This window comes from Comamonas kerstersii, assembly GCF_008801935.1.
Classification (GTDB): Bacteria; Pseudomonadota; Gammaproteobacteria; order Burkholderiales; family Burkholderiaceae_C; genus Comamonas; species Comamonas kerstersii.
In genome coordinates this window covers 70,050-96,244 of the sequence record NZ_VZOT01000011.1, presented here as the reverse complement: position 1 = coordinate 96,244, position 26,195 = coordinate 70,050, and the positions used below count along the sequence as shown (strand labels likewise).

The following is a 26,195-nucleotide window of genomic DNA, read 5'->3' as shown; positions in this document are numbered from 1 at the left end:
GTGATATTGTCACCAGCAGCAGCTCCCACCTGAAATACACCACCAGCAAAATCACCATTGAGCAACTTGGTGCCATTGAATTCTGAAGTCTTGGCTACACGGTCAATTTCAGCGATCAGCTGAGTCACTTCTGCCTGCATGGCCTTGCGATCATTGTCGCTATTGGTGGCGTTGGACGACTGCACGGCAAGCTCACGCATGCGTTGCAGCATATCACCCACTTTGCCCAACGCGCCTTCGGCCGTCTGCGCCAGCGAAATACCGTCATTGGCATTGCGTGCTGCCACGGCCAAGCCGCTGGATTGCGCTTTCATGCGCTCAGAAATGGCCAGGCCAGCCGCATCGTCCTTGGCGCTATTCACACGCAGGCCCGAAGACAGGCGCTGCATGGAAGTGGCCAAAGAGCTGCCAGACAGGCTCAGATTGCGCTGCGAGTTGATCGATACAACGTTGGTATTAATGGTCATTGCCATTTTTTATTCCCCTTCAAAAACCTTGAAAGCCATGGCAGCGCAGCCCGTGCAATTCAGCAGGAAAACTGCTGCGCTGCATGCATGACTTAGCGCAGCAGGCTCAGCACATTCTGTGGCAGCTGGTTGGCCTGGGCCACCATGGCGGTACCTGCCTGCTGCAAGATTTGCGAGCGGCTCAGATTGGCGGTTTCCGCGGCAAAGTCCGCATCCACAATACGGCCACGGGCTGCAGAAATGTTTTCGTTCATGATGTCGATGTTTTCAATCGACTTTTCAAAACGGGTTTGCAGCGCACCCAGATCACCTCGTGCAGTATTAACTTGGTTAATCGACTCGTCGATTTTTTTCAAGGCAACCCACGCGTCAGACTGCGTCTTCACAGAAACATCCTGAATACCTGTCAACCCAGTCGTTGCCAATGCTGTGGCAGTAATCGCCATAGTCACAGTTGCAGGAGTGGTCTCATTCGTCTTCAAAACCACGTTGGCTGTCGCCACCACCCCACCTGACAGCAAAGTGATAGTATCGCCATCATCTTCCAAAAAGGCTGTCAGCCCAGTGGATGCTGATTGCGAGTTAATTAGTGCTATCACGTCACCGGCTCGTTCTTTGGCTGAGCTGGCTTCACCAACTGTTTTTTCAACACCGTTATAAGTTAAGGTACCTGCTTTGAGGTTTGTACCAAAGTCAGCCACTTTCATCTCTGCAGTGGCATATGCAATAGTCGACAACTTATTAGCACTGACATTAGTCAATGCACCCACTGTGATATTGTCACCAGCAGCAGCTCCCACCTGAAATACACCACCAGCAAAATCACCATTGAGCAACTTGGTGCCATTGAATTCTGAAGTCTTGGCTACACGGTCAATTTCAGCGATCAGCTGAGTCACTTCTGCCTGCATGGCCTTGCGATCATTGTCGCTATTGGTGGCGTTGGACGACTGCACGGCAAGCTCACGCATGCGTTGCAGCATATCACCCACTTTGCCCAACGCACCTTCGGCCGTCTGCGCCAGCGAAATACCGTCATTGGCATTGCGTGCTGCCACGGCCAAGCCGCTGGATTGCGCTTTCATGCGCTCAGAAATAGCCAAACCTGCCGCATCGTCCTTGGCGCTGTTCACACGCAGGCCGGAAGACAGGCGCTGCATGGAAGTGGCCAGGGAGTTACCCGACAGGCTTAAGTTACGTTGCGAGTTGATCGATACAACGTTGGTGTTAATGGTCATTGCCATTTTTTATTTCCCCTTCAAAAAAACCGAGATGAAGGTGCGCTGTCTCTGTGACAAACCATGGCAACTGCCATGGTGCTGTGCAAGCACGCGAGATTCACGCACTTCATATTTAAGAGCAGCTAGCGTTTGATTGATAAGGATTTACAGATCATTTCTTATTGAAATTCTTATCCAATCAGCGCTAGCCGCTCTCTTTGTTATTGCAGCAGGCTCAGCACACCCTGTGGCAGCTGGTTGGCCTGGGCGACCATCGCCGTGCCTGCCTGTTGCAGAATTTGCGTGCGGCTCAGGCTGGCGGTTTCTGCTGCAAAGTCAGCATCCACAATGCGGCCACGGGCTGCAGAGATGTTTTCATTCATGATGTCGATGTTCTCAATCGACTTTTCAAAGCGGGTTTGCAGGGCGCCCAGGTCAGCACGTGCTGTATTGATTTGGTTAATGGCAGAGTCAATCGACTTCAGAGCCTTCCAAGCGTCTGCTTGGGTGTTAACACTCAAATCGCTGATGCCAACGTCAGGCGTTGTCGCCTGCGATGCAAATTTCAAGTCTGTTGCAGTAATGCCAAATGCTGTTTTCAGTGTGGCGACTGCATAGTCCGTACCACCCGCATCCTTGCCGGAGAACATAATGTCCTCATTCTTGCTCGACAAAATGTCAATTGATTTCTTATCTTCACTTAAAAAAGCAGCCACGCCTGTATCTGCAGTCTTAGCGTTGATTGCGGCCACGAGCTGACCCAAGCGCTCTTCGCCAGATGCTGCTTCTCCCAGAGAACCCAAACTGGTACTTCCAATCTTCAATTCACCTGTTGCGCCTTTTGTTGTGATGTCAGCAGCGTTTACTGTCAACTTACCTGCTGCATAGCTCACAGACGACAACTTTGCTGCCGTCGAATCCACCAAGCCACCCACAGTAATGTTGTCACCCGCCGCAGAACCCACCTGGAATACAGCACCCGCAAATGTGCCGTTGAGCAGCTTGGTGCCGTTAAATTCCGATGTCTTGGCCACACGGTCAATTTCGGAAATCAGCTGAGAGACTTCTGCCTGCAGTGCTTCACGGTCGGTCTTGCTGTTGGTGGCGTTGGACGCCTGCGCAGCCAGTTCACGCATGCGCTGCAGCATGTCGCCTACCTTGCCCAGTGCGCCTTCAGCGGTCTGAGCCAGCGAGATACCGTCGTTGGCATTGCGTGCCGCCACGGCCAGGCCGCGCGACTGGGCATTCATGCGTTCAGCAATAGCCAGACCGGCTGCATCATCCTTGGCGCTGTTCACGCGCAGGCCCGAAGACAGGCGCTGCATGGCGGTACCCAGCTGGCTGCCAGACAGGCTCAGATTGCGCTGTGCATTGATGGAAACAACGTTGGTGTTGATGGTCATGGCCATGATGTGGTGTCCTTACTTGCTGGGTACGCTGAAAGTTTGTTTGCAATGCCAGATCTTTGTGGTGAGCTGCCTGCGCCGTCTTTGCGGCATTGAAGTGCGGCTCCTGATCTGTACACCCATTACTTCGGCCACGCATGCCACTTCTTTAGAAGAAATTTCACGATTTCTTACAGGTCACCCAGGCTCAACACTCCTAGCTGACTTAAGTCTTTGAATCCAAAGAAAAAGCCCTGCAGGGCGGGGCTTGGGTGGTGGCATGGCAGCAAGACAAGCGCCTGCCTGATACCTCAGCGCAGCAGGCTCAGCACTTGCTGCGGCAGCTGGTTGGACTGCGCCACCATGGCGGTGCCAGCCTGCTGCAGGATCTGGGTGCGGCTCAGGCTGGCCGTTTCAGCAACGGCAAGAAGTACACCTCTTAAGGGCGCTACATGACAAACGGCATGCCATGCCTGCGGAAACCGCAAGAAAGATGGTTTTTGCGCCTTTATTCAGCGCAATAGAAAGCAAGCAACCATAGAAGAATTACCCCATCGCTAGCGTTGCCTGTCGCACATCCATGCCCATGGTCTATGTGAGCGATCCAAGCAACTCGCTTTTTCTGAAGGAAGCAAAGCAATGGCCGCAACTATCAATACGAATATCGCCTCCATCAACGCCCAGCGAAACCTGGCGTTGTCGGGGCAGTCTTTGAACACCACCATGCAGCGCCTGTCTTCGGGCCTGCGCGTCAACAGCGCCAAGGACGATGCAGCCGGTCTGGCCATCGCAGAGCGCATGAACACCCAGGTCACGGGCCTGACCGTGGCAGCACGCAATGCCAATGACGGCATCTCGCTGGCACAGACCGCTGAAGGCGCCCTGGGCAAGGTAGGCGATATGCTGCAGCGCATGCGTGAACTGGCTGCGCAGGCGTCCAACGCCACCAATAGCGCATCGGACCGCAAGGCACTGCAGGCAGAAGTGAGCCAGCTGGCTGCAGAAATTGACCGTGTAGCCAAGCAGACCAATTTCAACGGACAGAAGATTCTGGATGGCTCGTTTGCGGGCGCGGTGTTCCAGGTGGGTGCCAACTCTGGCGATAACGTGACGCTGGGTGCACTGGTTGATACACGCTCTTCGAAGGTGTCCAACATCTCGTACGGAACCAAAAAAGAAACACCCATTTCGACCGAAGACTCCAGCACCAATGGCACCTTGAAGGACTATGCATCCCCTCTAGACAGCACTAACCTAACCATCACGGTTTCCAGCAACGATGGCAACACCCAAATCACAGAAGTCACATTGCCTGACCTGCCTGCAGCCACATCCCGCCAAGAAAGATTGGGTCAAGTGGTTGAAGCCATCAACAACAAGTCTGCAGACACTGGAGTTACCGCTTATTTGACAAAAATTGATGGCACTGAAGACTACACTGTGACAATTATGTCGTCACGCATTGATGCAGATGGACTGCCTGCAACTATCAAATTTGGCTCAGGATTCACCACAGAAACCACTGGCATCAGCACTGATTTAAATATTACTGATACTGATGGCATCAAAAATGAACAAGGCATCGATGATATTGATGTCACCACCCAAGAAGGCGCCTGGATTGCCCTGAAGAAGATTGACAGCGCCATTGACCAGATCAACGGTGCACGCGCCACTTTGGGCGCCATGCAGACCCGTTTTGAAAACGCCGTGAACAATATCGACATTCAGGTGGAAAACTTGTCTGCCGCACGCGGCCGTATTGTGGATGCGGACTTTGCCGTGGAAACTGCCAACCTGAGCCGCACCCAGATCCTGCAGCAGGCAGGCACGGCCATGGTGGCGCAGGCCAACCAGATTCCACAGAATGTGCTGCAGCTGCTGCAAGGCTAAGCACGCACCGACCTGAGTTTGCCCTTCAGAATCTGCCACCAGCTGCCGATAAGGTGTCTGGTGGCTTTTTTCATGGCGGCTGCACAGGTGCTTGCGGTACAGCAAGCCTGCTCGTAAGCCCGAAACAAGGCGGTTTTTCTTGCGCCATTTCTGGGCTTGCCCGGTTCTGGCTCTGACACAATTTCCTCATGCTTGTCCTAATTGGTTACATCATCGCCTTCGGTTGCGTCTTTGGCGTGTATGCCCTGCACGGCGGGAACATGGCTGTGCTTGCCAAGGCCCTGCCGTTTGAGCTGGCCACCATTGGCGGCGCGGCGATCGGTGCGTTCATCGTGAGCAACCAGCCCAAGGTGCTCAAGGCCACCATGGCGGCCATTCCTGCGGCCATCAAGGGTTCCAAATACACCAAGGCGCGCTTCATGAGCCTGCTGGCCCTGCTGTACGACCTGCTGCAAAAAGCCCGCAAGGAAGGGCTGATGGCCATTGAAATGGATGTGGAAGAACCGCAGAACTCCGAAATCTTCCAGAAGTACCCCGATCTGCTGGCCGACCAGCATGTGGTGGAGTTCATGACTGACTATCTGCGCATGATGGTCTCGGGCAATCTGAACTCGCACGAGATCGAGTCTTTGATGGACAACGAAATTGAAGCCCACCACGGCGAAGGTCACCGCGTGGTGGTGGCACTGCAGCGCCTGGCTGGCGCACTGCCTGCCTTCGGTATTGTGGCCGCCGTGCTGGGTGTGGTGAACACCATGGGCTCGGTGGGGCAGCCGCCTTCGGTGCTGGGCGGCATGATTGCCTCGGCGCTGGTCGGTACCTTTCTGGGCATCTTGCTGGCCTATGCGCTGGTGGAGCCGCTGGCTGGCCTGATTGAGCAGCGCCACCAGGACGGCGCCAAGGAATTTGAATGCATCAAGTGCACCCTGATTGCCAGCATGCAGGGCTATAACCCGCCCACCGCCATTGAATTTGGCCGCAAGGTGCTGTTCTCGACCGAGCGCCCAGGCTTCCTGGAGCTGGAAGAGCACGTCAAGAGGAAATAAGCCATGCCGCCCCCAACCCCACCCGGTGGCGCAGCCGCAGGTGCAGCCAGTGAAAAGAAGCTGCAGCCCATCATCATCAAGCGTGCCAAGAAAGGTGCCCATGGTCACCATGGCGGCGCGTGGAAGATTGCCTATGCCGACTTCATGACGGCGATGATGGCGTTCTTTCTGCTGATGTGGCTGCTGGGCTCCAGCTCCAAGGGCGACCTGCAGGGTATTGCCGCCTACTTCAACTCGCCGCTGAAGGTGGCCATGACCGGGGGCGATGGCTCGGGCAACAGCTCCAACATCATTCCCGGCGGTGGCTCGGATCTGGCCAAGATTTACGGCCAGGTCAAGAGCGCAGACGCCGAGCAGAGCGAAACCAACCGCCAGAATATGCGCGAGCAGCGCGCCAGGCAGGATGCGCAGCGCATCAAGGCCTTGCGCGCCAAGATTGACGCCATGGTGGCCAGCAACAGCACGCTGAACGAGTACAAGTCGCAAATCCGCATGGATGTGACGGCTGACGGGCTGCAGATCCAGATCGTGGATGAGCAGAACCGCCCCATGTTCGACATTGGCAGTGCGATGGTGAAGCCGTACATGCGTGACATCCTGCGTGAAATTGGCGCGGCGCTGGGTGGCGTGGAAAACCGCATCAGCCTGGCTGGCCACACGGACGCTGCGCCCTATGGCACAGGCGAGCGGGGCTACAGCAACTGGGAACTGTCAGCAGACCGTGCCAACGCCTCGCGCCGCGAGCTGGTGGCAGCGGGCATGCCCAACGACAAGCTCGCCCGCGTGGTGGGGCTGGCCGATACCGATTTGCTCATTGCCGAAGATCCCCGTGCGCCGCAGAACCGGCGCATCACGATCACGGTGCTGACACAGGAAGCCGAAGAGCGCTTGCTCGGCAAGCGAGCCCCCTCTTCCCAACAGGAGCACAAATTGCCAACGGAAACACTGGAAAACCCCCTTCCAGCATCACAAACTCCGTGACAATTTGTGAATTAGGACAGCGTTGGTGTTATACATCGACGTCATTCAGAGAATTAGTTTGACCGAAAGGGTCCCCCGTGGCTAACAATGCCCTTCGTTTTTTAATCGTTGACGATTTCTCCACCATGCGCCGCATCGTGCGCAACTTGTTGAAGGAAAGCGGTTTCACTGAAGCGGATGAAGCCGAAGACGGCGTTGCCGCCCTGCACAAGCTGCGCAACAGCAAGTTCGACTTTGTGGTGACAGACATCAACATGCCGAACATGAACGGCTTTCAGCTGCTCACCGAGATCAAGAGCGACGACAAGCTCAAGCACCTGCCCGTGCTGATGGTGACCGCGGAAGCGCGCAAGGAAGACATCGTGGCTGCCGCTCAGGGCGGCGCTGCGGGCTATATCGTCAAGCCCTTTACCAAGGCTACCCTGGAGGAAAAGGTCAACCTGATCTTGAAGAAGGTTGGCTTGAGTTAATCCCATGGACCAAGCAACGCCTCAGAGCACTGCATCCACCCAGGGCATTGGCCAGGGTGATGTGCACAACAAAATCGGCTTGCTCACCCGGCAGCTGCATGACGCCCTGCGCGAGCTGGGCTATGCAGACCGTCTGCGTGATGCCACCGAAGAGTTGCCAGATGCGCAGAACCGACTCTCTTATATTGCGCGCTTGACTGGTGAAGCTGCTGAGAAAGTTTTGACCCTGGTCGATGATGCCAAGGGCCGGCAGACCGACATCGTGGCGCAGACCAAGAAGATGCGCCAGGCGATGATTGCCGACCCGGTCGCAGCCGTGGCCAAGGGCCACATCATGAATTACCTGGAAGACATGGAAAAGTCCACGGAGATCGTGGACAACCAGCTGACAGAAATCATGATGGCCCAGGACTTTCACGATCTGACGGGCCAGGTCATCGCCAAGGTCGTGCATCTGGCCTCCAACCTGGAGCAGCAACTGGTGGAGCTGCTGCTGCTGACCGCACCACAGCTTGCGCAAGGTGAGGTGCAGCTGGACCAGGGCGAAGTCAGCGCTGCGGCAGCCATGGCCACCGGCTCTGCCGTGCAGACGGAGCAAGTGGACGACCTGTGGGCTGCGGCTCTGGCCGAGTCCGGCAGTGCACCTGCTGCGGCCCCTGCCGAAGAAAGCAAGCCTGCTGCGCCAGCACACCCCAAGCTGTCCGGCCCCGTGGTCGACCCCAATGCGCAGGATGTGGTGACTTCGCAGTCGCAGGTGGACGAGCTGCTCGCCAGCCTGGGCTTTTAAGCGCCACTCACAAAAAAGAGAGCTGGCAGCGCTTGATTTTTAAGCATTTCAGACTGATTTCTATCTGAAAGCCTTGAAAACAGAGCGCAAGCAGCTCTCTTTTTGAAAGCATTCCAAGCCTGTCTAACAGATTGCGGCAGCCGCAGCCGCAGCTCTGGGACCTGATAAGCGCCCCCTGTTGCGCGCTTTTCCAGCTTTAGCAATTCCGTGGCTTGCGGACAATGGCATGAGATCAGTCCCTCATGCCGCCATGGAATCGAGCCAAGAAAAATCCCTACCAGCTTCCGAAAGAAAGCTGCAGAAAACCCGCAAGGACGGGCAGACGTCGCGCTCGCGCGACCTCGGCCACCTGGCGGTGCTGGGTGGTGGCTCGCTGATGGTGATTCTGGGGGGGCCCACCTTCATGCAGTACCTGCGCATTGCGACCAGCAATCAGCTGGCGTTTGATGCCAGCACCGTGCTCTCGCCCCTGTCCATGCAGGAGCGCCTGGTCGACATGGCCATCGTGGGCGTGATGGGCTGCGTGATTTTTGCGCTGGCCATCAACACCATCTCCATCATCACCACCTTGCTGTCGGGCGGCTGGATCTACAGCCTCAAGCCCATCATGCCGCAGTTCAACCGGATCAACCCGATCTCTGGCCTGGGCAATGTGTTCTCCAAACAGCAGATGGTGACCGCACTCAAGAACGTGGCGCTGATGCTGATTCTGGCCGCCGTGGGCTGGTTTCATATCCAGTCCGGCATGCTGCACCTGTCCACCCTGCCTGCACTGGGCGGCCCTGCTGCGCTGGCTGACATGGGCAACTGGATTGTCCAGGGCATGATCATGCTGCTGATCGTGGTCTTTGCCACCGCCTTGATTGATGTGCCGCTGCAGCGCTTTCTGTTCCTGCAGCGCCTGCGCATGAGCCACCAGGAAGTCAAGCAGGAACACAAGGAATCCGAAGGCAGCCCTGAGCTCAAGGGCAAGCTTCGCCAGAAGCAGCGCGAGATTGCCCAGCGCGCCAGCATTACTGCCGTGCCCAAGGCGGACTTTGTGGTCACCAACCCTACGCACTACGCCGTGGCCCTGCGCTATGACGATGCCACCATGGCAGCCCCTCAGGTGGTGGCCATGGGCGCTGACCTGATTGCGCTGAAGATTCGTGAAGTGGCCAAGGCCCACCAGATTCCGGTGCTGGAGTCTCCCATGCTGGCGCGTGCCCTGTACGCCCATGCCGAGATTGACCAGCCCATTCCATCCACGCTGTATACCGCTGTGGCTCAGGTCCTGGCCTATGTCTATCGCCTCAAGGCAGCCATCAGCGGCCAGGGCCCTGCACCGGGCGAGCTGGTGCAGCCCCATGTCCCCCCGGAGCTGGACCCCCACTCCAAGCGCGCGGCTGGCACCAAGTGATTACGTGAAAGAAAGCACTGCACCATGAGCACTGCACTCCTGAAGAACCTCCAAAACTGGAACTCCAAGCACGGCATGGGGATCCAGAATCTGGCTGCGCCCATGCTGGTCATTGCCATCCTGGCCCTGATGGTGCTGCCCATGCCACCATGGCTGCTGGACACCTTCTTCACGCTGAACATCGCCACCGCGCTGATGGTGATGATGATTGCCGCCTACATGGTCAAGCCGCTGGACTTTGCGGCTTTCCCCTCGGTGCTGCTGCTCACCACCCTGATGCGCCTGTCGCTGAACGTGGCCTCCACCCGCGTGGTGCTGCTGGAAGGCCACACCGGCCCCGGCGCAGCTGGTCAGGTGATTGAGTCCTTTGGCCACTTTCTGATTGGCGGCAACTTTGCCGTGGGTCTGATCGTGTTTGCCATTCTGGTGGTGATCAACTTTGTGGTGATTACAAAGGGTGCAGAGCGTATTGCCGAAGTGTCGGCCCGCTTTACCCTGGACGCCATGCCCGGCAAGCAGATGGCCGTGGACGCCGATCTGAACGCCGGCCTGATTGATGAAGCAGAAGCCAAGCGCCGCCGCGCAGAAGTGCAGGAAGAGGCGAACTTCTTCGGCTCCATGGACGGTGCCTCCAAGTTTGTGCGTGGCGACGCCATGGCCGGTATCTTGATTCTGATCATCACCATCGTGGGCGGTTTCATCATCGGCATGGCACAGCACGGCATGAGCGCTGGCGATGCGGCCAACAGCTACATTCTGCTGTCCGTGGGTGATGCGCTGGTGGCACAGATTCCTGCGCTGCTGATCTCGGTGGCATCGGCCATGGTGATCTCGCGCGTGGGCAAGGACAACGACACCGGCAAGCAGATTGCCAACCAGATGCTCAGCTCGCCCCGCGCGCTGGCCATTACCTCGGCCATTCTGATCATGCTGGGCCTGATCCCCAACATGCCCCACACCGTCTTCCTGACCATAGGTGCCCTGTTTGGCTATGGCGCGTGGACGGTCTACCGCAAGGGCCAGAAGAAGGAAATGGCCGCCAAGGCGGGCAACGGCAGCGAAGCGCCTGCTGCCAACCCCGGCGCCCTGCCTGCCCCACAGCAGGACTCTGAAGCCACCTGGGATGACCTGCAGCCCGTGGACCTGCTGGGCCTGGAGCTGGGCTACCGCCTGATCGCACTGGTGGACAAGAAGCGCCAGGGCGACCTGCTGACCCGCATCAAGGGCGTGCGCCGCAAGTTTGCACAGGAAGTGGGCTTTCTGCCGCCTGCCGTGCACGTGCGTGACAACCTCGAACTCAAGCCCAGCGCCTACCGCATCACCCTGCGTGGCGTGATGGTGGGCGAAGGCGAAGCCTTCCCCGGCATGTACCTGGCCATCAACCCCGGTGGCATCACCACGCCGCTGATTGGCACGCCCACCACCGACCCTGCGTTCGGCCTGCCTGCCCACTGGATCGATGAACGCCAGAAGGAAGCGGCACAAATGGCCGGTTTTACGGTCGTTGATTCGGAAACTGTGATGGCGACACATTTGTCACACTTGATGCAAATGCACGCTGCCAAGCTGCTCAGCCGTAATGAGGTACAGCAGCTGGTGGATCACGTGGCCAAGTCCGCTCCGAAGTTGATTGAAGAAGTGATTCCCAAGATGGTGTCCATCACCGTGTTCCAGAAAGTCCTGCAGCTGCTGCTGGAGGATGCTGTGCACATCCGTGACATCCGCACCATCATCGAAACCCTGGCTGAAAACGCCGCTTCAACACAAGACCCTGCGGAACTGGCCCGTCGTGTACGTATTGCGCTGGCTCCTGCCATCGTGCAGCAGATCTACGGTCCCACCCGTGAGCTCAATGTGATTGCCATCGAGCCCGGTCTGGAACGTCTGCTGATGCAAGCGCTCTCGAATCCTCAGGCTCCTTCGCTGGACCCTGGCGTCGCCGATGTGCTGACCCAGCGTGCCGCCGAAGTGGCCAACAAGCAGGAAGAGCTGGGCATGCCCGCCTGCCTGCTGGTACCCGACGCCATTCGTAACCCTATTGCGCGCTTGGTGCGCCGTGCTGCTCCGCGCCTGCAGGTGCTGGCACACAGCGAGATCCCTGAGACCCACACCATCCGCATCGGCCCCATTCTTAAAGGTGCAAACGCATGAACATCCAACGCTTCATAGCCCCAACTTCTCGTGAGGCCCTGGACAAGGCGCGTGCCGTTTTTGGTGAGAACACCCTGATCCTGTCCAACCGCCCCACCGCCCATGGTGTGGAAGTCATGGCGACTTCGGAGGACGTGCTGGACCAGGGCTCGACCACCAGCCCTGGTCTGCGCGCAGCCATTCAGGCACGCGAGGCGGATGAGACCCGTGCCCCCAAGCCAAGCACCAAGCCGCCCATGCCGCTGGATACGCTGCTCAAGCAAAGCAGCCCTGCTCCCAAGGCCAACCCTCGCCAGACGGTTGCGGAAGACACCGAACAGCTGGCCATGAGCACGCTGTCCTTCCAGAACTATGTGCGCGAGCGCATGCTGCGCCGTCGCAATGAAGAGCTGAGCGGGGAGCTGTCTCCTGAATCCCTGCCCACGTTTGCGCGCAAGAAGCAGGCCATGGCTGCACGCGAGCATGCCCCCATGTCCAGCAGCCCTGCCGTGGTCAAGCACAACCCCCTGCGCGGCCTGGCCGTAGATCTGACTGCGGAAATGGCTCCCAAGGCCAGCGCACCCGCCGTGGCTGCACCTGCGCTGATGAACGAGCTGCAATCCGTCAAGGACCTGATTGAAGAACGCTTCAACACCCTGACCTGGATGAACCAGACCCGCGCCAACCCGCTGCTCAGCAACATGATGCTCAAGCTGCTGCGCGCCGGTTACTCGCCCATGCTGTCGCGCGCCATCATGGAGCATCTGCCCCAGGAAACTGGCCCGGCGGACGCCATGAAATGGCTGGTGCAGGTGCTGGAGCGCAATCTGCGCACCGACAGCGCAGAAGCCCCCATCTGGGAGCAAGGCGGCGTCTTCGCGCTGGTGGGCTCCACTGGCGTGGGAAAGACCACCACGGCGGCCAAGCTGGCCGCCCTGTGCGCTGCCAAGCACGGTTCCAACAGCGTAGGCCTGATCACGCTGGATACCTACCGCGTGGGCGGCCATGACCAGCTGCGCGCCTATGGCCGCATGCTCGGCGTGGTGGCCCACCTGGCGCATGACAAGGCTGCGCTGCAGGACCTGCTGGGCCTGCTGGCTGGCAAGAAGATGGTCATCATCGACACCACCGGCGTGGCCCCCCGCGACCCTCGCAAGGACGACATTCTGGAAGTGCTGAACCTGCCCGGCATCCAGCACCTGCTGGTGGCCAATGCCGGTGCACACGGTGACACGCTGGACGAAGCACTGGCCGCCTTCAAGCGCGTAGGCTGCAAGCAAGCCATCCTCTCCAAGGTGGATGAGGCCGTGAAGCTGGCCCCTGCACTGGATGCACTGATCCGCCACCAGCTGGTGCTGCGCGGCATCACCAACGGCCAGCGCGTGCCCGAAGACCTGACACGCGCACAGGCCAGCGACCTGGTGGCCACCTCCATGCGTGCGCACACCAAGTCGGCCTTCGACCCTTCGACGCTGGACATGGAGTTCTACTTCACCGACTCTGCGCTGGCTCGTTCTGCACACGGAGCACTGCATGCTTGAACGCGTTTGGCACCAAGGTACAGGCTTACACTGGCAAGGCGCGCAGTCGTCGCTGCGTGTGCTGCCCGTGGTGCCATCCGGCGACGCCGCAGACGCCGCCGCGCTGTGGATGGCCTGCGCCCACCTGCAGCAGCAGGGCTACCCTGTGGTGGTGCTGGACGGCACCGAGCGTGAAACACCGGCCAGCCCCGGCCTGCAGGACATGCTGCAGCCCCGCCAGGGCTATGCCTTCACCACACTGGCTGCTGACCTGAGCAACCCCGCCAGTGTGGCCACCCTGCCTGCTGCATGCGGGCTGGTACAGCTGCAGCACAAGGCAGCCACCACAGGTGAGCGCCCCATGGATCTGCTCTACCGCTATGTGCGCAACTTTGCGCTGGTAGTGCTGTGGGCACCAGCGCCGCTGCTCGCAGGCATGCTGCACGGCAGCACCCGCTCTGCCATACAGCTGGTTCCCTCGCAGTCACGCAATGTGGTGAGCAGCTACCGCGCACTCAAACAACTGTTCATGGACACGGGCCACATGCCCCGCCTGGTGGCACTGCGTCCTGCAGACTACGGGCTGGACACTGTGCTCAAATCCGTCTCGCAATGCGCCATGCGCCATCTGCATGCAGAGCCGCTGTGCGAGCAGTTTGACCCGCTGGACAGCCGCCAGCTGCAGCGCTGGGCGCTGCGCTGCCTGGAGCATTCAGAACCCGTGCAGGCCCCGCAAGACATGGCAATCGCCGGGGCTGCGCCCTCTTCTTCGTCCGCCGTGTGGAGTCACTGAGTTCATGTACACCGCCCATGGCCACCTGGATCGCGATGCGCTGATTCGCCAGCATGCCCCGCTGGTGCGCCGCATTGCGCAACACATGATCGCCAAGCTGCCCCCGAACGTGGAGCTGGATGACCTCATCCAGGTGGGCATGATCGGCCTGGCTGACGCGCTCTCGCGCTATGAATCCAGCCAGGGCGTGCAGTTTGAAACCTTTGCCAGCCAGCGCATCCGCGGTGCCATGCTGGACGAGCTGCGCGACAACGACTGGATGAGCCGCAGCTCCCGCAAGGGCCAGAAAGACATTGAACGCGCCATCCACAAGCTGGAGCAGGAGCTGGGCCGCGCGCCCAAGGAATCGGAAATTGCCGAATCCATGGACATGCCGCTGGACGAGTACCAGTCTCTGCTGGGCAAGGTGCGCGGCGCCCAGCTGATCTACCTGGAAGACATTTCACCCAGCGACGATGAAGGCGAAAGCTTTCTGGACCGCTTTGTGGCCGACACCGATGCCGACCCGTTCGCCATCCTGCGCGATGTGCGCCTGCGTGAGGCTCTGGTGGCCGCCATCGAACACCTGCCCGAGCGCGAGCAGTACGTCATGGCCATGTACTACGAGCACGAGATGAACCTCAAGGAAATCGCCGCCGTGCTCAATGTGACGGAATCGCGCGTGTGCCAGCTGCACAGCCAGGCCATTGCCCGCCTGCGCACCAAGATGCGGGCGCACTGAAGCAGTTAAAGCCGTCATCGCTCCCAAAACAAAAGCGCCACACGGGCGCTTTTTTGTTTTTTGATAGCTGCTGGCGCTTGATTTACAAGGAATTCACAGCGATATATATGTGAAAGCCTTACTTGATAAGCGCAAGCCGCTATAGAAACCAGTTAACCACTGATGTGATACATGCGCGCCACAGAGGCTGCAGCGCCGGGCTTGCTGCTGCCGCCGTAGGTGAAGTTCATGGACTGCTCGGGCAGCAGCGTGGCCAGCTGCTGGGACGTCATGGCCGTCATCTTGGCCATATGGCCACGCATTTGCGTCATGCGCTGTGACAGGGCCTGCATGCGTGCCACGTTCTGTTCGGTGAACTGCTCCTGGCCAAAGCGTGGGGCCAGGCCTGCAAAGGCTTCCATGCCCTGGCGCAGCTGCGTGACGGCCTGTTCCGTCAGTTCGGGCTGGTTTTTCTGAATGCAGGCATTGACCAGGTCGATCATGCCTTCGATTTGGTCCAGAGCTTCGCTAAGTTGCATGGCTGATGGTGCGTTGGAGCGGTAAAAACGGAATCTGGGCGCTGATCACCAGTATGGCCGAAGGTCGGAAGGCCAGTACCGGCGCACAGCGCCCAGTCACAAGAGCATCAGATGCGTGCGCCGCCCAGCAGGGCAGAGGCATCAATCAGCAGCGTGTCGGCGATCACGCCTGCGTTGACTTTGAAAGTGCCATTGGCAATGGCTTCGCGAATGGCGTTGACCTTGGCCATGTCGATGTCCGAAGAAGACTTGGCGTTCTGATCCAGCGTGCGCACGGAACTGGAGACCGTGACAGGCACGCCAGCCGCATTGCTGCGTGCCTGGTGCACCACCTCGCTGGCAGTGCCACTCTTGCTTTGCTGGGTTTGCTGAGTAGCTTGCTGTTGCAGCTTGGCTGCCAGCATTTCTACGTTGGTGTTTTGTCCGACCTTCATGTGTTTACTCCAATTTCCCGCTCCCGGGCTCTGTAGCCTAGCTATCGGCCTTTGTAACGAGAACTTTAGGATTTTCTTTCAAAAGCACTTGTTTCACTGTGCAACCAGCACTTCACCCTGCGCATTGACGGTGCCAATCACCGTGCGGCCATTGTCCATACGCACACGCACGCTCTCACCCACGGAGCCGCCCTGCAGGGCCTTGCCCGAGGAAGTCACCTGAAAACCTGCGCCCTGCACCAGCACCTTGACGCCAGCACCCGCCTTGAACAGCTCAGGCGCCTTGACCATGGTCTGACGCAGTGCCATGCCTGCGGTGAGGTTGCGCACGGCGGTCTTGCCCACCCAGTCATCCGGCAGCGCAATGATGGCATGAGGCGATTCGGCCCAGTCCACCTCGCTTTGCATGGCGTGGTCCATGGTGAGCGGCTCGCCCATGTTCACATTTTGCGTCAGCACCCAGGCGGGGCCAAAGGCCTTCACCGTCACGGGCACGAACACGTTCCAGGGCCTGTCGCCTTCCACGCAGCGCACGCCAATGCGGGTGCGCCCCCACAGCTTGCTGCCACTGGGCAGATAGGGCTCCATGCGCAGACAGGGAGCCAGATTCAGACGCGGGTCCAGCTTGCCGACCTGCACCTCCATGCGCAAAGGCATGGTCTGCTGCATCTCGCTTTGCGCCAGCGCGTTGTGCACCCACTGGTCGCTGAGGTCCGTCAGGCTTTCCTGCGCAGCTGCCACGCCACTGGCTGCCAGCAATGCAGCCACAGAGCAACGCAGCGCAGCGCGTGCCGTTTGAGCAGACAGTGAAAAGGCATTTTTTCGCATAGCAGGCACTGTAGAGCCCTCCCGGTTTTTTGAACCGCCGAAATGCACAGGCATCCACGCTTTCTTTCCACTTTAGAAAAAACGCGTGCTTTTCATAATCGCTGCACGCACCAAAGTCCCATCCCGGAACGGTGGTGCATGGTCTTTCTGTTTTATCGACTGCAAGGAATCACATGCTCAACAAAATGACCGGCGGCTTGAATTTCCACAGCGACGCTCTGCTGTTGCGCGCAGAACGCCAACGTGTGATTTCCAGCAATATCGCCAACGCAGACACACCAGGCTATGTGGCCCGTGACTTCAATTTCGCCAAGACGCTCAAGGCAGCGCAGGGCGAAAACGGCACCGTGCGCAAGGCCCTGCAGGCTGCCAGCACCAGCCACCCCGAGCACATGCCACTGCCCACCGAAAAATTTGGCACAGACGGCAAGGGCCCGCTGGCCTATGCCCTGTCCTCCCAGCCCAGCCTGGACAACAACACCGTGGATCTGGACCGTGAGCGCGCCAACTTTGTGGACAACGCCGTGCGCTATGAAGCCACGCTGCGTTTCCTCAACGGGCATTCCAAGACCATGCTCAGCGCCATCACCGGCCAATAAGCACTGACGAACAAGGAGTTCCGCCATGTCCATGTTTTCCATTTTCAGCGTCTCTGGCAGTGCCATCAGCGCGCAATCGCAGCGCCTGAACGTGGTGGCCTCCAACCTGGCCAACGTCGACGCCGTTGCAGGCCCTGATGGTGAGTCCTACAAGGCCCGCCAGGTCGTTTTCCAGACTGCGCCCATGGGCCCCGAAGGCTCTGCCGGCGTGAAGGTCAAGGACATCACCGAAGACAACACCCCCGGCCGCCGCGTGCACAACCCTGAGCACCCGCTGGCCGATGAACAAGGCTATGTGACCCACTCCAACGTCAATGCCGTGGAGGAGATGGTCAACATGATTTCGGCTTCCCGTTCCTACCAGAACAACGTGGAAGTCATGAACACGGCCAAATCGCTGCTGCTCAAGACGCTGCAGCTGGGCCAGTAAAGCTGCACGGAAAGTAGGCCAACATGATTTCTGGCGTCAACAACACCAGCGCCGCGCTGAACCAGAGCGCCAAGTCCTCGGGCACCGATGCCCAGTCCATGCAGGATCAGTTTCTGACCCTGCTGGTGGCCCAGCTGCAGAACCAGGACCCCACCAACCCCATGGACAACGCGCAGCTGACCTCGCAGATGGCGCAAATCAGCACCGTCAGCGGCATCGAAAAGCTCAACAGCACCGTGGAAAGCGTGACCAGCCAGTTCGCCTCCATGCAGATGCTGCAGGGTGTGTCCATGATCGGCCACACCGTGCTTTCCGCCGGCAACCACCTGGGCCTGGCCGCCAAGGAAGCCGAGGACGGCACCAAGCACCTGACCGGCACGGCGGCCTTCGACCTGGATGCCTCGGCCTCCAACGTCACGGTCACCATCACCGATGCCAACGGCAAGCTCGTGGACACGATCGAAATGGGTTCGGCCAACGCGGGCCGCAACTACTTCACCTGGGACGGCAGCGACTACACCGGCGAAAGCATGGACCTGCGCTTCAAGGTCACTGCCACCAACGGCGAAGCCGCCGTCAAGTCCACCACGCTGTCGCCCAACGCGGTGGTCGCCACCAGCATCAGCAACGGCTCGCTCATGCTGGAGCTGGCGAACGGCGAAAGCATTAACTACAACAGCGTCAAGGCTGTGTTCTAAATTCGCAGGAGTCAACCATGGGTTTCTATCACGGTCTGTCCGGCCTGAACGCTGCCAGCAAGAACCTGGACGTCATCGGCCACAACATCGCCAACAGCAACACGGTGGGCTTCAAGCACTCCCGCGCTGAATTCAATGAAATGGTGGCCAGCGCCATGGGTGCATCCAGCAGCACCAACACCGGCATCGGTGTCAGCGTGGCCGCTGTGTCCCAGCAGTTCACACAAGGTGTCACCACCCCATCCGCCAACGGCCTGGACATGGCCATCAACGGCGACGGCTTCTTCGTGGTGCAAACCGGCACCGGCACAGCCTACACCCGCAACGGCGCCTTCCAGCTGAACAAAGCCGGCGAGCTGGTCACGGTCAATGGCGACAAGGTCCAGGGCTACACCGTCGACCCCACCACCGGCCTGCGCACCAGCGTGGCCCTGAGCAACCTGGTGTTCCCGGCCGGCACGCCCATCCCCGCCAAGCAGACCAGCACCGTGACCGCCACGCTGAACCTGGACGCGCGCGTGGACCAGAATGCCGTGCCCGCACCGGCACGTTCCACCTATGGCACGTCGCTGGAAGTGTTCGACGAACAAGGCATGGCCACCCCGCTGTCCATGTACTTCCAGAAGTCGGGTGCCAACACCTGGACTGTGTACGACAGCCTGGACCCCAATGCCATGCCCATCGGCCAGATGGTGTTCAGCTCCACAGGCAAGCTGCAAACCGTGGCCGCCTACAGTGGTGCGACCGACCCTGGCGGCCTGAACCCCGGTGACGCCGGCTATGTGCCCCAGTTCGCGGCCCCCACCGGCACCACGCTGACCACCACCGTCACCACCACCAACCCCAACAACCCCAACCCCGGTCCCTGGCCGGTGGACATCGACCTGGGCAAGGTGACACAGATGGGCAGCGCCTTCTCCGTGGCCAAGCTGACCCAGGACGGTTATGCGACCGGTGAACTCACTGCGGTGAACGTGGCCTCGGACGGCACGCTGCTGGCCACCTACTCCAACGGTGTCACCCGCGCCGAAGCGCAGCTGGCCCTGGCCAAGTTCACCAACAGCCAAGGCCTGCAGCCCGATGGCAACAACAACTGGGTCGCCTCGAACGACTCCGGCCCACCGGTGTACGGCTCGGCCGGCAGCGGCAGCTTCGGCGTGATCCAGGGCAATGCCCTGGAGGAATCCACCGTGGACCTGACCGCCCAACTGGTCGGCATGATGACCGCCCAGCGCGCCTACCAGGCCAACGCCCAGACCATCAAGACGCAGGACCAGGTCTTCTCGACCCTGGTGAACCTGCGCTAAGCACCGCACTGAATACGCGCTTTTAGGGGTTTGCAATGGACCGCATCATCTACACCACCATGACCGGCGCCAACGCCGCTGCTCAGCGGCAGGCGGTGCTGTCGAACAACCTGGCCAATGTCTCGACCACGGGCTTCCGTGCAGAGCTGAGCACCTTCCGCTCAGTGCCACTGCAGGGCCAGGGCTCCACCACGCGCGTGTTCGGTCTGGATGCGACCTCCGGCCACCTCGAGCAGGCCGGCCCCGCCATCACCACCGGCAAGAACACCGACCTGATGGTGCGTGGCAATGCCTGGTTCACCGTGCAGGGGCTGGACGGTCTGGAGGCCTACACCCGCAACGGCGCACTGGAAGTCACGGCCGAAGGTCAGCTGGTAACCGCCAACGGCCTGGCTGTGCTCAGCGAAGCCGGCGCCCCCATTGATGTGCCACAGAACGCACGCATCAGCTTTGGCGGCGATGGCACGGTGGTCGCCACCCTCGATGGGCAGGACCCCATCAACATTGGCCGCCTCAAGCTGGTGACCCCCAATGCAGAGCAACCTCTGCAGCGCGGCGATGACGGCCTGTTCCGCTCCGCACAAGGTGATCTGCCAGCCGACGCCAACGCCACCGTGGTGGCCGGTGCGCTGGAAGGCTCCAACGTCAATGCGGTGGAAGCCATGGTCGGCATGATTGCCGCCTCGCGCCAGTTCGAGCAGCAGATGAAGCTGCTGACCACCGCTGAAAACAATGACAAGACGGCCAGCCAGCTGCTGAGCCTCAACGGCTAAGCCGTGATGTAACGCATTAGCGAAGGAAACTTCACCATGATGAATTCTCTGTGGATTGCCAAGACCGGCATGTCTGCCCAGCAGACCAAGATGGACGTGGTCTCGCACAACCTGTCCAACGTCTCCACCACCGGCTACAAGCGCCAGAACGCGGTTTTTGAAGACCTGATCTACCAGAACCTGCGTCAGGTGGGCGCCCCTGCCGACGAGCAAAACAACCTGCCCACCGGCATGCACCTGGGCCTGGGTGTGCGCACCGTGGCCACGACCCGCAACTTCCAGCAGGGCACGCCCACCGAAACTGGCAAGGACCTGGATGTGGCCATCAGCGGTGATGGCTTCTTCCAGATTCAGATGCCCGATGGCACCACGGCCTACACGCGTGATGGCACATTCAGCAAGGATGCCAACGGCCAGCTCGTGACCTCCGGCGGCTATCCACTGCTGGACGGCATCACCGTGCCTGCCGATGCCGTGAAGCTGAGCATCAGCAAGACCGGTATCGTGGCCGTGACCACCACGGGCAACCCCATCCCCACACAGATCGGTCAGCTCAACACGGCATCGTTCATCAATCCAGCAGGTCTGGAGCCCATTGGGGAGAACCTGTACCGTGAAAGCGCCGCCTCCGGCGCACCCCAGACCGGCACACCCGGCACCAACAATCTGGGCACGGTGATGCAGGGCTTTCTGGAGTCCTCCAACGTGAACGTGGTGGAGGAGCTGGTCAACATGATCCAGACCCAGCGTGCCTATGAGATGAACTCCAAGGCCATCTCCACCAGCGACCAGATGCTGGCCAAGCTGTCGCAGCTGTAACTCATCTTTTAGAAGCGCCTTGCGCTGGATATTCAAAGGTTTCAATATAAAAACTATCTGAAACCCTTGAAATTCAAGCGCTAGCCGCTTCTGTTTTCATATTTGCCGGAGCATTTATGCCTGCCTCAGTCCGCCGCATCTCTGCATTGCCTGCCTTGCCCCATCTGCCCCGCTATGCGCTGTGGAGTGCGGCCAGCGTGCTGGCCAGCGGCTGCGCGTTCAACGAACCACCGCCCGTAGACCTGCACGCCCAGACCCAGCCGCTGCCAGCCACGGCCATTACCACGCCCCAGCCGCAGCAGCAGGCCACCGGCGGTCTGTTTCAGGCCAACCGCTATCGCCCACCTTTTGAAAGCCGCCGTGCCCGCCTTGTGGGGGATCTGGTGACGATTCAGATTGCTGAGAAGGTCACGGCCAGCCAGCAGTCTTCATCGACGGTCAACCGCGACAGCTCCATCGGCGCAGGCATTACGGAATTCCCCTTCGCGACGGGCGGTGCGCTCAACACCATCCAGAACGCAGGCAAGCTGGGCATGGGCAGCAATGCCGATTTCCAGGGCGGCGGTGGCACGACCAGCGCCAATACCTTTGCAGGCTCCATCACTGCCACCGTGGTGGAGGTGCTGCCCAATGGCCACCTGCTGGTCACCGGCGAAAAACAGGTGGGCGTGAATCAGAACGTCGATGTGCTGCGCTTTACCGGCACGGTAGACCCCTATCTGCTGGGCCCCAACAGCATCATCAGCTCGACCCAGGTGGCGAATGTGCGCGTGGAGTCGCGCGGCCGTGGTCAGCAGAATTCAGCGCAGGCAATTGGCTGGTTGTCGCGCTTCTTTTTGAGCTTTATCCCTTTCTAAAGATCACCAGAATTGGGCAGTATGAAAGTACTGTCCACCCTCTCCACATTCCGCGCCGCGCACATGGCGCTGGCGCTGCTCGCAGCCAGCTGCTGCCTGCTGGCCACTCCAGCGCACGCACTGCGCATCAAGGAAGTGGCTTCGGTACAGGGCGTACGCTCGAACCAGTTGACCGGCTATGGTCTGGTCGTCGGCCTGGATGGCACGGGCGATCAGACCACGCAGATGCCCTACACCACCCAGACGCTGTCGAACTACCTGCAGCAAATGGGCATCACGCTGCCAGCGACCGCCAACACCAACAACCTGCAGCTCAAGAACGTGGCAGCCGTGATCGTCACTGCCGAGCTGCCCGCCTTTGCCCAGCCGGGGCAGTTCATCGATGTGAACGTCTCCTCTATGGGCAATGCCAAGTCGCTCAAGGGCGGCACGCTGATCACCACCCCGCTGCGCGGTGCTGACGGTGAAATCTATGCACTGGCCCAGGGCAACCTCATCGTGGGTGGCGCAGGCGCTGCACAGGGCGGCTCCAAGGTACAGATCAACCACCTGAGCGCAGGCCGCATCCCCCAGGGTGGTCAGGTCGAACGTGCCGTGCCCAACCCGCTCAATGAGGGCGACACCATCAAGCTGGGCCTGAACCAGACCGACTTTCTGACCGCCAATCAGGTGGTCAATGCCATCAACAACCGCCACGGCATGGGCACTGCCATGGCGCTGGACGGCCGCACGGTGGAAGTACGCGCCCCTGTGAACCCTGGCGCACGCGTGAGCTTTCTGGCAGACATTCAGGAGCTGAATCTGCCCATCAACAAGCCAGCGGCCAAGGTGGTCATCAACGCGCGCACGGGCTCCATCGTCATGAACCAGGCCGTCACGCTCGGCCCCTGCGCCATTGCCCACGGCAATCTGGCCGTGACCATTGAGTCCACCCCCGTCATCAGCCAGCCCGGCGCCTTCTCGCAAGGCCAGACCGTGGTGGCAGAAAAGACCAATATCAATGTGACGCAGGAGCCTGGAAAGATCGTCAGCGTGCCCTCTTCGCCGCAGCTGACGGACGTGGTCCGTTCGCTGAACGCGCTGGGCGCAACCCCTCAGGACCTGCTGGCCATCTTGCAAGCCATCAAGGCTGCAGGCGCACTGAATGCCGAGTTGGAGGTGATATGAGCATGTCGCTGGGTGCCAGTCAGGCGCTGGCCACCGATATCAATTCACTCAACAGCCTGAAGAACCAGGCCAATGCCAGCAACCCGCAGGCCGCCCGTGAGGCGGCCAAGCAGCTGGAGTCGCTGTTCATGCACGAGATGATCAAGAGCATGCGACAGGCCACCATGAAAAGCGGCCTGCTGGACAACGACAGCTCGCAGTTGGCGGACTCCATGCTGGACCAGCAGTTTTCGGTCTCCATGTCCGGCCTGCCCGGTGGGCTGACCGATGCCATCACCGCGCAGATTGCCCGCTCCATGGGCATGGACCCCGCAGAAGCCGGCGTGAGCAGCACAGCAGGCATTGGTGGCAGTGAGCGCAGCTTCAGCATTCCCTCGACCATGAGCTTTGCCAGCCGCAGCGCACGCTATCCCGGCCTGAGTGGCAGCACTCCGATCGGTGGCCCGACAGCGTTTCTGGATGCCTATGCGCCCTCACCCAAGGGGCGCGAGCAGTTTGTGCAGGCGCACGGTGCAGCAGCCGAGCGCGTGGCGCGCGAAAGCGGCATCCCCGCCAGCTACATGCTGGGCCAGGCCGGCCATGAAACCGGCTGGGGACGCAGCGAAATTCGCGGCGACAACGGCAGCAACTCCTTCAACCTGTTCGGCATCAAGGCGGGCGGCAGCTGGAGCGGCAAGGTCGCAGAAATCACCACCACGGAATACATCGACGGCATTCCCCGCAAGGTCAAGGCCAAGTTCCGCGCCTACAACTCCTACGAGGAGTCGTTCCGCGACTATGCCCGCCTGATCAAGGAAAGCCCGCGTTACGCCAAAGCCATGCAAAGCACTGGCAGCGCCACGGCCTATGCCAGCGCGCTCCAGCAGGCAGGCTACGCCACCGATCCGCTCTACGCCAGCAAGCTCTCGCGCGCCATCCAGAGCGTGCAGGCCGTGCAGCAAGGCACACAAGGTTGAGAAGATTTAGAAAGATTCGCACATGAGCTTAATGAATGTCGGCGTCTCCGCACTGGTCGCCAACCAACAGGCACTGACCACCACCGGCCACAACATCGCCAACGCGAATTCGGCCGGCTACTCCCGCCAGACCGTGGCCACCAGCGCCCTGATCGGCCAGAACGTGGGCAACGGCTTTGTCGGCAAGGGCGTGCAAGTGGCCACCGTCATGCGCCACTACAACGAGCTGCTGGGCAAGCAGTCGAACGCAGCGAATGCCGCCAGCGCCGCCGACGCCATCCGCTACCAGTCGCTGATGCAGATGCAGGACGTGTACTCGGGTGGCGACAGCAGCCTGGGCGCCGCCATCAACAGCGTGATGAATGCCTTTGCGGACGTGGAGGCCGCACCGTCCGACGGCACCGCACGCAACGTGGTGCTGACGCGCATGAGCGAGCTGACGGCGCGTTTCCGCGCGGCCTCGGCCACGCTCAAGGAACAGGACTACAGCACCCAGCAGCAGCTGGGCAACAACGTCACCCTGGTGAACAACCTGGCAGGCCAGGTGGCCGCGCTGAACACCCAGATCAGCCGCGCCGTGGCCTCGGGCCACCAGCCCAACGACCTGCTGGACGCCCGCGAGCAGCTGATCCGCGAGATCAACCAGTACGTGCAGACCAGCCAGGTGGACGCCGACAACGGCGGCATCAACCTGTTCGTCGGTGGCAGCCAGCCGCTGGTGCTGGGCAGCAGCGCCGGCCAGCTGAGCGTGGCCGAAACCACCGAATACCCGGGCAGCGGCAAGCTGTCGCTGTACTTCAGCCAGCCCAATGGCGAGCAGGTCGAGCTGACCGCCAACATGGTGGGTGGCGGCGAGATCGCCGGCCTGCTGAAATTCAACAACGACGACCTGGTCGTCGGCCGCAACCTGCTGGGCCGCCTGGCACTGGCCATCGGCTCGGAGCTGAACCAGCAGAACAAGCTGGGCCTGACCCTGTCGGGCAACTACGGCACCGACCTGTTCAAGCTGACCACGCAGACCCAGGGCTGGAGCAACATCACCGGCTACGACGTCAGCAACCCGGCCACCAGCGCCACGGCCACCGTGACCGACACACGCAGCCTGGTCGCCTCGGACTACAAGATCTTGTTCGACGGCAGCAGCAACGCCCAGCTGATCCGCATCTCCGACGGCAAGACCACCAACCTGCCCATCGACCCGGTGAACGGCATCGATGCCCAGGTCGATGGCCTGCAGTTCTCCGTGCCCGCCACGGTCACGGCCAGCGCCACCCAGGGCCAGAGCATTCTGTTCCAGCCCTTCAGCGCGGCCGCCGACGAAATCCAGCCGCTGGTGCACAACGCCGGCGACCTGGCCGTGTCCAGCGCCGTGACCGCCAAGATCAACCAGGGCAACCAGGGCACGCTGCAGATGAGCAGCCTGCGCGCTACGGACCTGGCCGGCGTGCCGGCCCAGAACGCCCCGGTGCGCATCACCTTCGACGGCGCCGGCAACTACAGCTACCAGACCTACGACCCGGCCACCAGCAGCTGGAGTGCCGCCTCGGCCGCCGCGTCCTACACCTCGGGCCAGGCCATCCAGATCAACGGCTGGAACATCACACTGACCGGCACGCCCGGCAGCGGTGACAGCGTCGACGTGGGCAACGCCCTGGACCTGGGCGACGGCTACAAGCTGAACGCCGGCAACGCCTCGGCCTTCCTGGCCCTGCGCGACACCACCATCTTCGACGGCGGCACCACGCTGAGCGACGGTTTCTCCTCGGCCATGGCCGTGATCGGCACGCGCACCCAAAGCGCCAAGTACGCGGCCCAGCTGTCGCAGACCGTCGCCAACAACCTGAATGCCGACCGCACCGCCGTGTCCGGCGTCAACCTGGACGAGGAAGCCGCGCGCCTGCTGCAGTACCAGCAGGCCTACCAGGCCTCGGCCAAGATCATTCAAACCGCACAGTCCCTGTTCGACAGCGTGCTCAACGCCGTCGGCGGCTGATTTA

26 protein-coding genes and 1 pseudogene are annotated in these 26,195 nt (G+C 60.5%); 20 read left to right on the top strand and 7 right to left on the bottom strand.

Annotated features, from left to right (window positions below; all coding sequences use genetic code 11):
* From F7P80_RS13515 to F7P80_RS17380, 4 genes and pseudogenes are all read right to left on the bottom strand, one after another.
* Positions 1 to 473: flagellin N-terminal helical domain-containing protein (locus F7P80_RS13515; RefSeq protein ID WP_487246629.1), on the bottom strand; the 473-nt coding region annotated here is incomplete at its 3' end.
* Positions 474 to 559: 86 nt separating this feature from the next.
* Complete coding sequence (locus F7P80_RS13510) at positions 560 to 1,711, bottom strand: flagellin N-terminal helical domain-containing protein (protein WP_151045489.1); 1,152 nt, start codon at positions 1,709 to 1,711, stop codon at positions 560 to 562.
* Between the two features lie 197 nt (positions 1,712 to 1,908).
* Complete coding sequence (locus F7P80_RS13505) at positions 1,909 to 3,096, bottom strand: flagellin (protein WP_151045486.1); 1,188 nt, start codon at positions 3,094 to 3,096, stop codon at positions 1,909 to 1,911.
* Positions 3,097 to 3,383: 287 nt separating this feature from the next.
* Positions 3,384 to 3,491 (bottom strand): annotated as a pseudogene (locus F7P80_RS17380) (flagellin); the annotation flags it as partial.
* A gap of 220 nt (positions 3,492 to 3,711) precedes the next feature.
* Between F7P80_RS17380 and F7P80_RS13495 the strand changes: the two are divergent.
* From F7P80_RS13495 to F7P80_RS13450, 10 genes are all read left to right on the top strand, one after another.
* On the top strand, positions 3,712 to 4,965 hold the full coding sequence (locus F7P80_RS13495) for a flagellin (RefSeq protein ID WP_151045483.1): 1,254 nt from the start codon (positions 3,712 to 3,714) through the stop codon (positions 4,963 to 4,965).
* Between the two features lie 188 nt (positions 4,966 to 5,153).
* On the top strand, positions 5,154 to 6,011 hold the full coding sequence (motA, locus tag F7P80_RS13490; RefSeq protein ID WP_054065984.1) for a flagellar motor stator protein MotA: 858 nt from the start codon (positions 5,154 to 5,156) through the stop codon (positions 6,009 to 6,011).
* 3 nt (positions 6,012 to 6,014) lie between these two features.
* Positions 6,015 to 6,992 (top strand): flagellar motor protein MotB, encoded by a 978-nt coding sequence (gene motB / locus F7P80_RS13485; protein WP_151045479.1) that lies wholly within the window; start codon positions 6,015 to 6,017, stop codon positions 6,990 to 6,992.
* A gap of 77 nt (positions 6,993 to 7,069) precedes the next feature.
* Positions 7,070 to 7,462, top strand: coding sequence for a chemotaxis response regulator CheY (cheY, locus tag F7P80_RS13480; RefSeq protein ID WP_275886664.1), 393 nt, complete (start codon positions 7,070 to 7,072; stop codon positions 7,460 to 7,462).
* 4 nt (positions 7,463 to 7,466) lie between these two features.
* The gene (locus F7P80_RS13475; protein ID WP_054065986.1) at positions 7,467 to 8,249 is read left to right on the top strand and encodes a protein phosphatase CheZ; all 783 of its coding nucleotides are present in this window, start codon (positions 7,467 to 7,469) and stop codon (positions 8,247 to 8,249) included.
* Positions 8,250 to 8,499: 250 nt separating this feature from the next.
* Entirely contained in the window at positions 8,500 to 9,648 is a 1,149-nt protein-coding gene (locus F7P80_RS13470) for an EscU/YscU/HrcU family type III secretion system export apparatus switch protein (protein ID WP_151045475.1), read from the top strand.
* Between the two features lie 75 nt (positions 9,649 to 9,723).
* Positions 9,724 to 11,799 (top strand): flagellar biosynthesis protein FlhA, encoded by a 2,076-nt coding sequence (flhA, locus tag F7P80_RS13465; protein WP_417034338.1) that lies wholly within the window; start codon positions 9,724 to 9,726, stop codon positions 11,797 to 11,799.
* On the top strand, positions 11,796 to 13,319 hold the full coding sequence (gene flhF / locus F7P80_RS13460; protein WP_151045469.1) for a flagellar biosynthesis GTPase FlhF: 1,524 nt from the start codon (positions 11,796 to 11,798) through the stop codon (positions 13,317 to 13,319). The genes flhA and flhF overlap by 4 nt, the downstream gene beginning before the upstream one ends.
* Entirely contained in the window at positions 13,312 to 14,091 is a 780-nt protein-coding gene (locus F7P80_RS13455; protein ID WP_058879496.1) for a hypothetical protein, read from the top strand. Before flhF ends, F7P80_RS13455 begins: the two co-directional genes overlap by 8 nt.
* A gap of 4 nt (positions 14,092 to 14,095) precedes the next feature.
* Positions 14,096 to 14,812: an RNA polymerase sigma factor FliA gene (locus F7P80_RS13450; protein ID WP_054065991.1), complete on the top strand. Its 717-nt coding sequence runs from the start codon at positions 14,096 to 14,098 to the stop codon at positions 14,810 to 14,812.
* Positions 14,813 to 14,964: 152 nt separating this feature from the next.
* Here the strand turns inward: F7P80_RS13450 and F7P80_RS13445 are convergent, their stop codons facing one another.
* The 3 genes from F7P80_RS13445 to flgA all read right to left on the bottom strand — a co-directional run bounded on the left by F7P80_RS13445 (position 14,965) and on the right by flgA (position 16,592).
* Positions 14,965 to 15,330: a hypothetical protein gene (locus F7P80_RS13445; protein WP_054065992.1), complete on the bottom strand. Its 366-nt coding sequence runs from the start codon at positions 15,328 to 15,330 to the stop codon at positions 14,965 to 14,967.
* Positions 15,331 to 15,437: 107 nt separating this feature from the next.
* Positions 15,438 to 15,764 carry a flagellar biosynthesis anti-sigma factor FlgM gene (gene flgM / locus F7P80_RS13440; protein ID WP_054065993.1) on the bottom strand — a complete coding sequence of 109 codons (327 nt, stop codon included), beginning with the start codon at positions 15,762 to 15,764 and terminating at the stop codon, positions 15,438 to 15,440.
* Between the two features lie 93 nt (positions 15,765 to 15,857).
* A complete protein-coding gene (gene flgA, locus F7P80_RS13435) occupies positions 15,858 to 16,592 on the bottom strand; it encodes a flagellar basal body P-ring formation chaperone FlgA (protein ID WP_151045466.1) in 735 nt (244 codons plus the stop codon).
* A gap of 173 nt (positions 16,593 to 16,765) precedes the next feature.
* Here flgA and flgB point away from each other — a divergent pair, with 173 nt between their 5' ends.
* The 10 genes from flgB to flgK all read left to right on the top strand — a co-directional run bounded on the left by flgB (position 16,766) and on the right by flgK (position 26,191).
* A complete protein-coding gene (flgB, locus tag F7P80_RS13430; protein ID WP_054065994.1) occupies positions 16,766 to 17,191 on the top strand; it encodes a flagellar basal body rod protein FlgB in 426 nt (141 codons plus the stop codon).
* Between the two features lie 25 nt (positions 17,192 to 17,216).
* Complete coding sequence (flgC, locus tag F7P80_RS13425) at positions 17,217 to 17,621, top strand: flagellar basal body rod protein FlgC (RefSeq protein ID WP_058879493.1); 405 nt, start codon at positions 17,217 to 17,219, stop codon at positions 17,619 to 17,621.
* A 23-nt stretch (positions 17,622 to 17,644) separates the two neighbouring features.
* Positions 17,645 to 18,319 (top strand): flagellar hook assembly protein FlgD, encoded by a 675-nt coding sequence (locus F7P80_RS13420; RefSeq protein WP_151045464.1) that lies wholly within the window; start codon positions 17,645 to 17,647, stop codon positions 18,317 to 18,319.
* 17 nt (positions 18,320 to 18,336) lie between these two features.
* On the top strand, positions 18,337 to 19,626 hold the full coding sequence (gene flgE / locus F7P80_RS13415) for a flagellar hook protein FlgE (protein WP_151045461.1): 1,290 nt from the start codon (positions 18,337 to 18,339) through the stop codon (positions 19,624 to 19,626).
* 35 nt (positions 19,627 to 19,661) lie between these two features.
* The gene (gene flgF, locus F7P80_RS13410; protein WP_054065998.1) at positions 19,662 to 20,399 is read left to right on the top strand and encodes a flagellar basal-body rod protein FlgF; all 738 of its coding nucleotides are present in this window, start codon (positions 19,662 to 19,664) and stop codon (positions 20,397 to 20,399) included.
* A gap of 36 nt (positions 20,400 to 20,435) precedes the next feature.
* Positions 20,436 to 21,218, top strand: a complete 783-nt coding sequence (gene flgG / locus F7P80_RS13405) for a flagellar basal-body rod protein FlgG (protein WP_054065999.1) — start codon at positions 20,436 to 20,438, stop codon at positions 21,216 to 21,218.
* Positions 21,219 to 21,334: 116 nt separating this feature from the next.
* Complete coding sequence (locus tag F7P80_RS13400) at positions 21,335 to 22,075, top strand: flagellar basal body L-ring protein FlgH (protein WP_151045458.1); 741 nt, start codon at positions 21,335 to 21,337, stop codon at positions 22,073 to 22,075.
* Between the two features lie 21 nt (positions 22,076 to 22,096).
* Positions 22,097 to 23,242 carry a flagellar basal body P-ring protein FlgI gene (locus tag F7P80_RS13395; RefSeq protein WP_054066001.1) on the top strand — a complete coding sequence of 382 codons (1,146 nt, stop codon included), beginning with the start codon at positions 22,097 to 22,099 and terminating at the stop codon, positions 23,240 to 23,242.
* The gene (gene flgJ / locus F7P80_RS13390) at positions 23,239 to 24,198 is read left to right on the top strand and encodes a flagellar assembly peptidoglycan hydrolase FlgJ (RefSeq protein ID WP_054066002.1); all 960 of its coding nucleotides are present in this window, start codon (positions 23,239 to 23,241) and stop codon (positions 24,196 to 24,198) included. The genes F7P80_RS13395 and flgJ overlap by 4 nt, the downstream gene beginning before the upstream one ends.
* Positions 24,199 to 24,220: 22 nt before the next feature.
* Positions 24,221 to 26,191 (top strand): flagellar hook-associated protein FlgK, encoded by a 1,971-nt coding sequence (flgK, locus tag F7P80_RS13385; RefSeq protein WP_151045455.1) that lies wholly within the window; start codon positions 24,221 to 24,223, stop codon positions 26,189 to 26,191.
* Positions 26,192 to 26,195 lie beyond the last annotated feature (4 nt).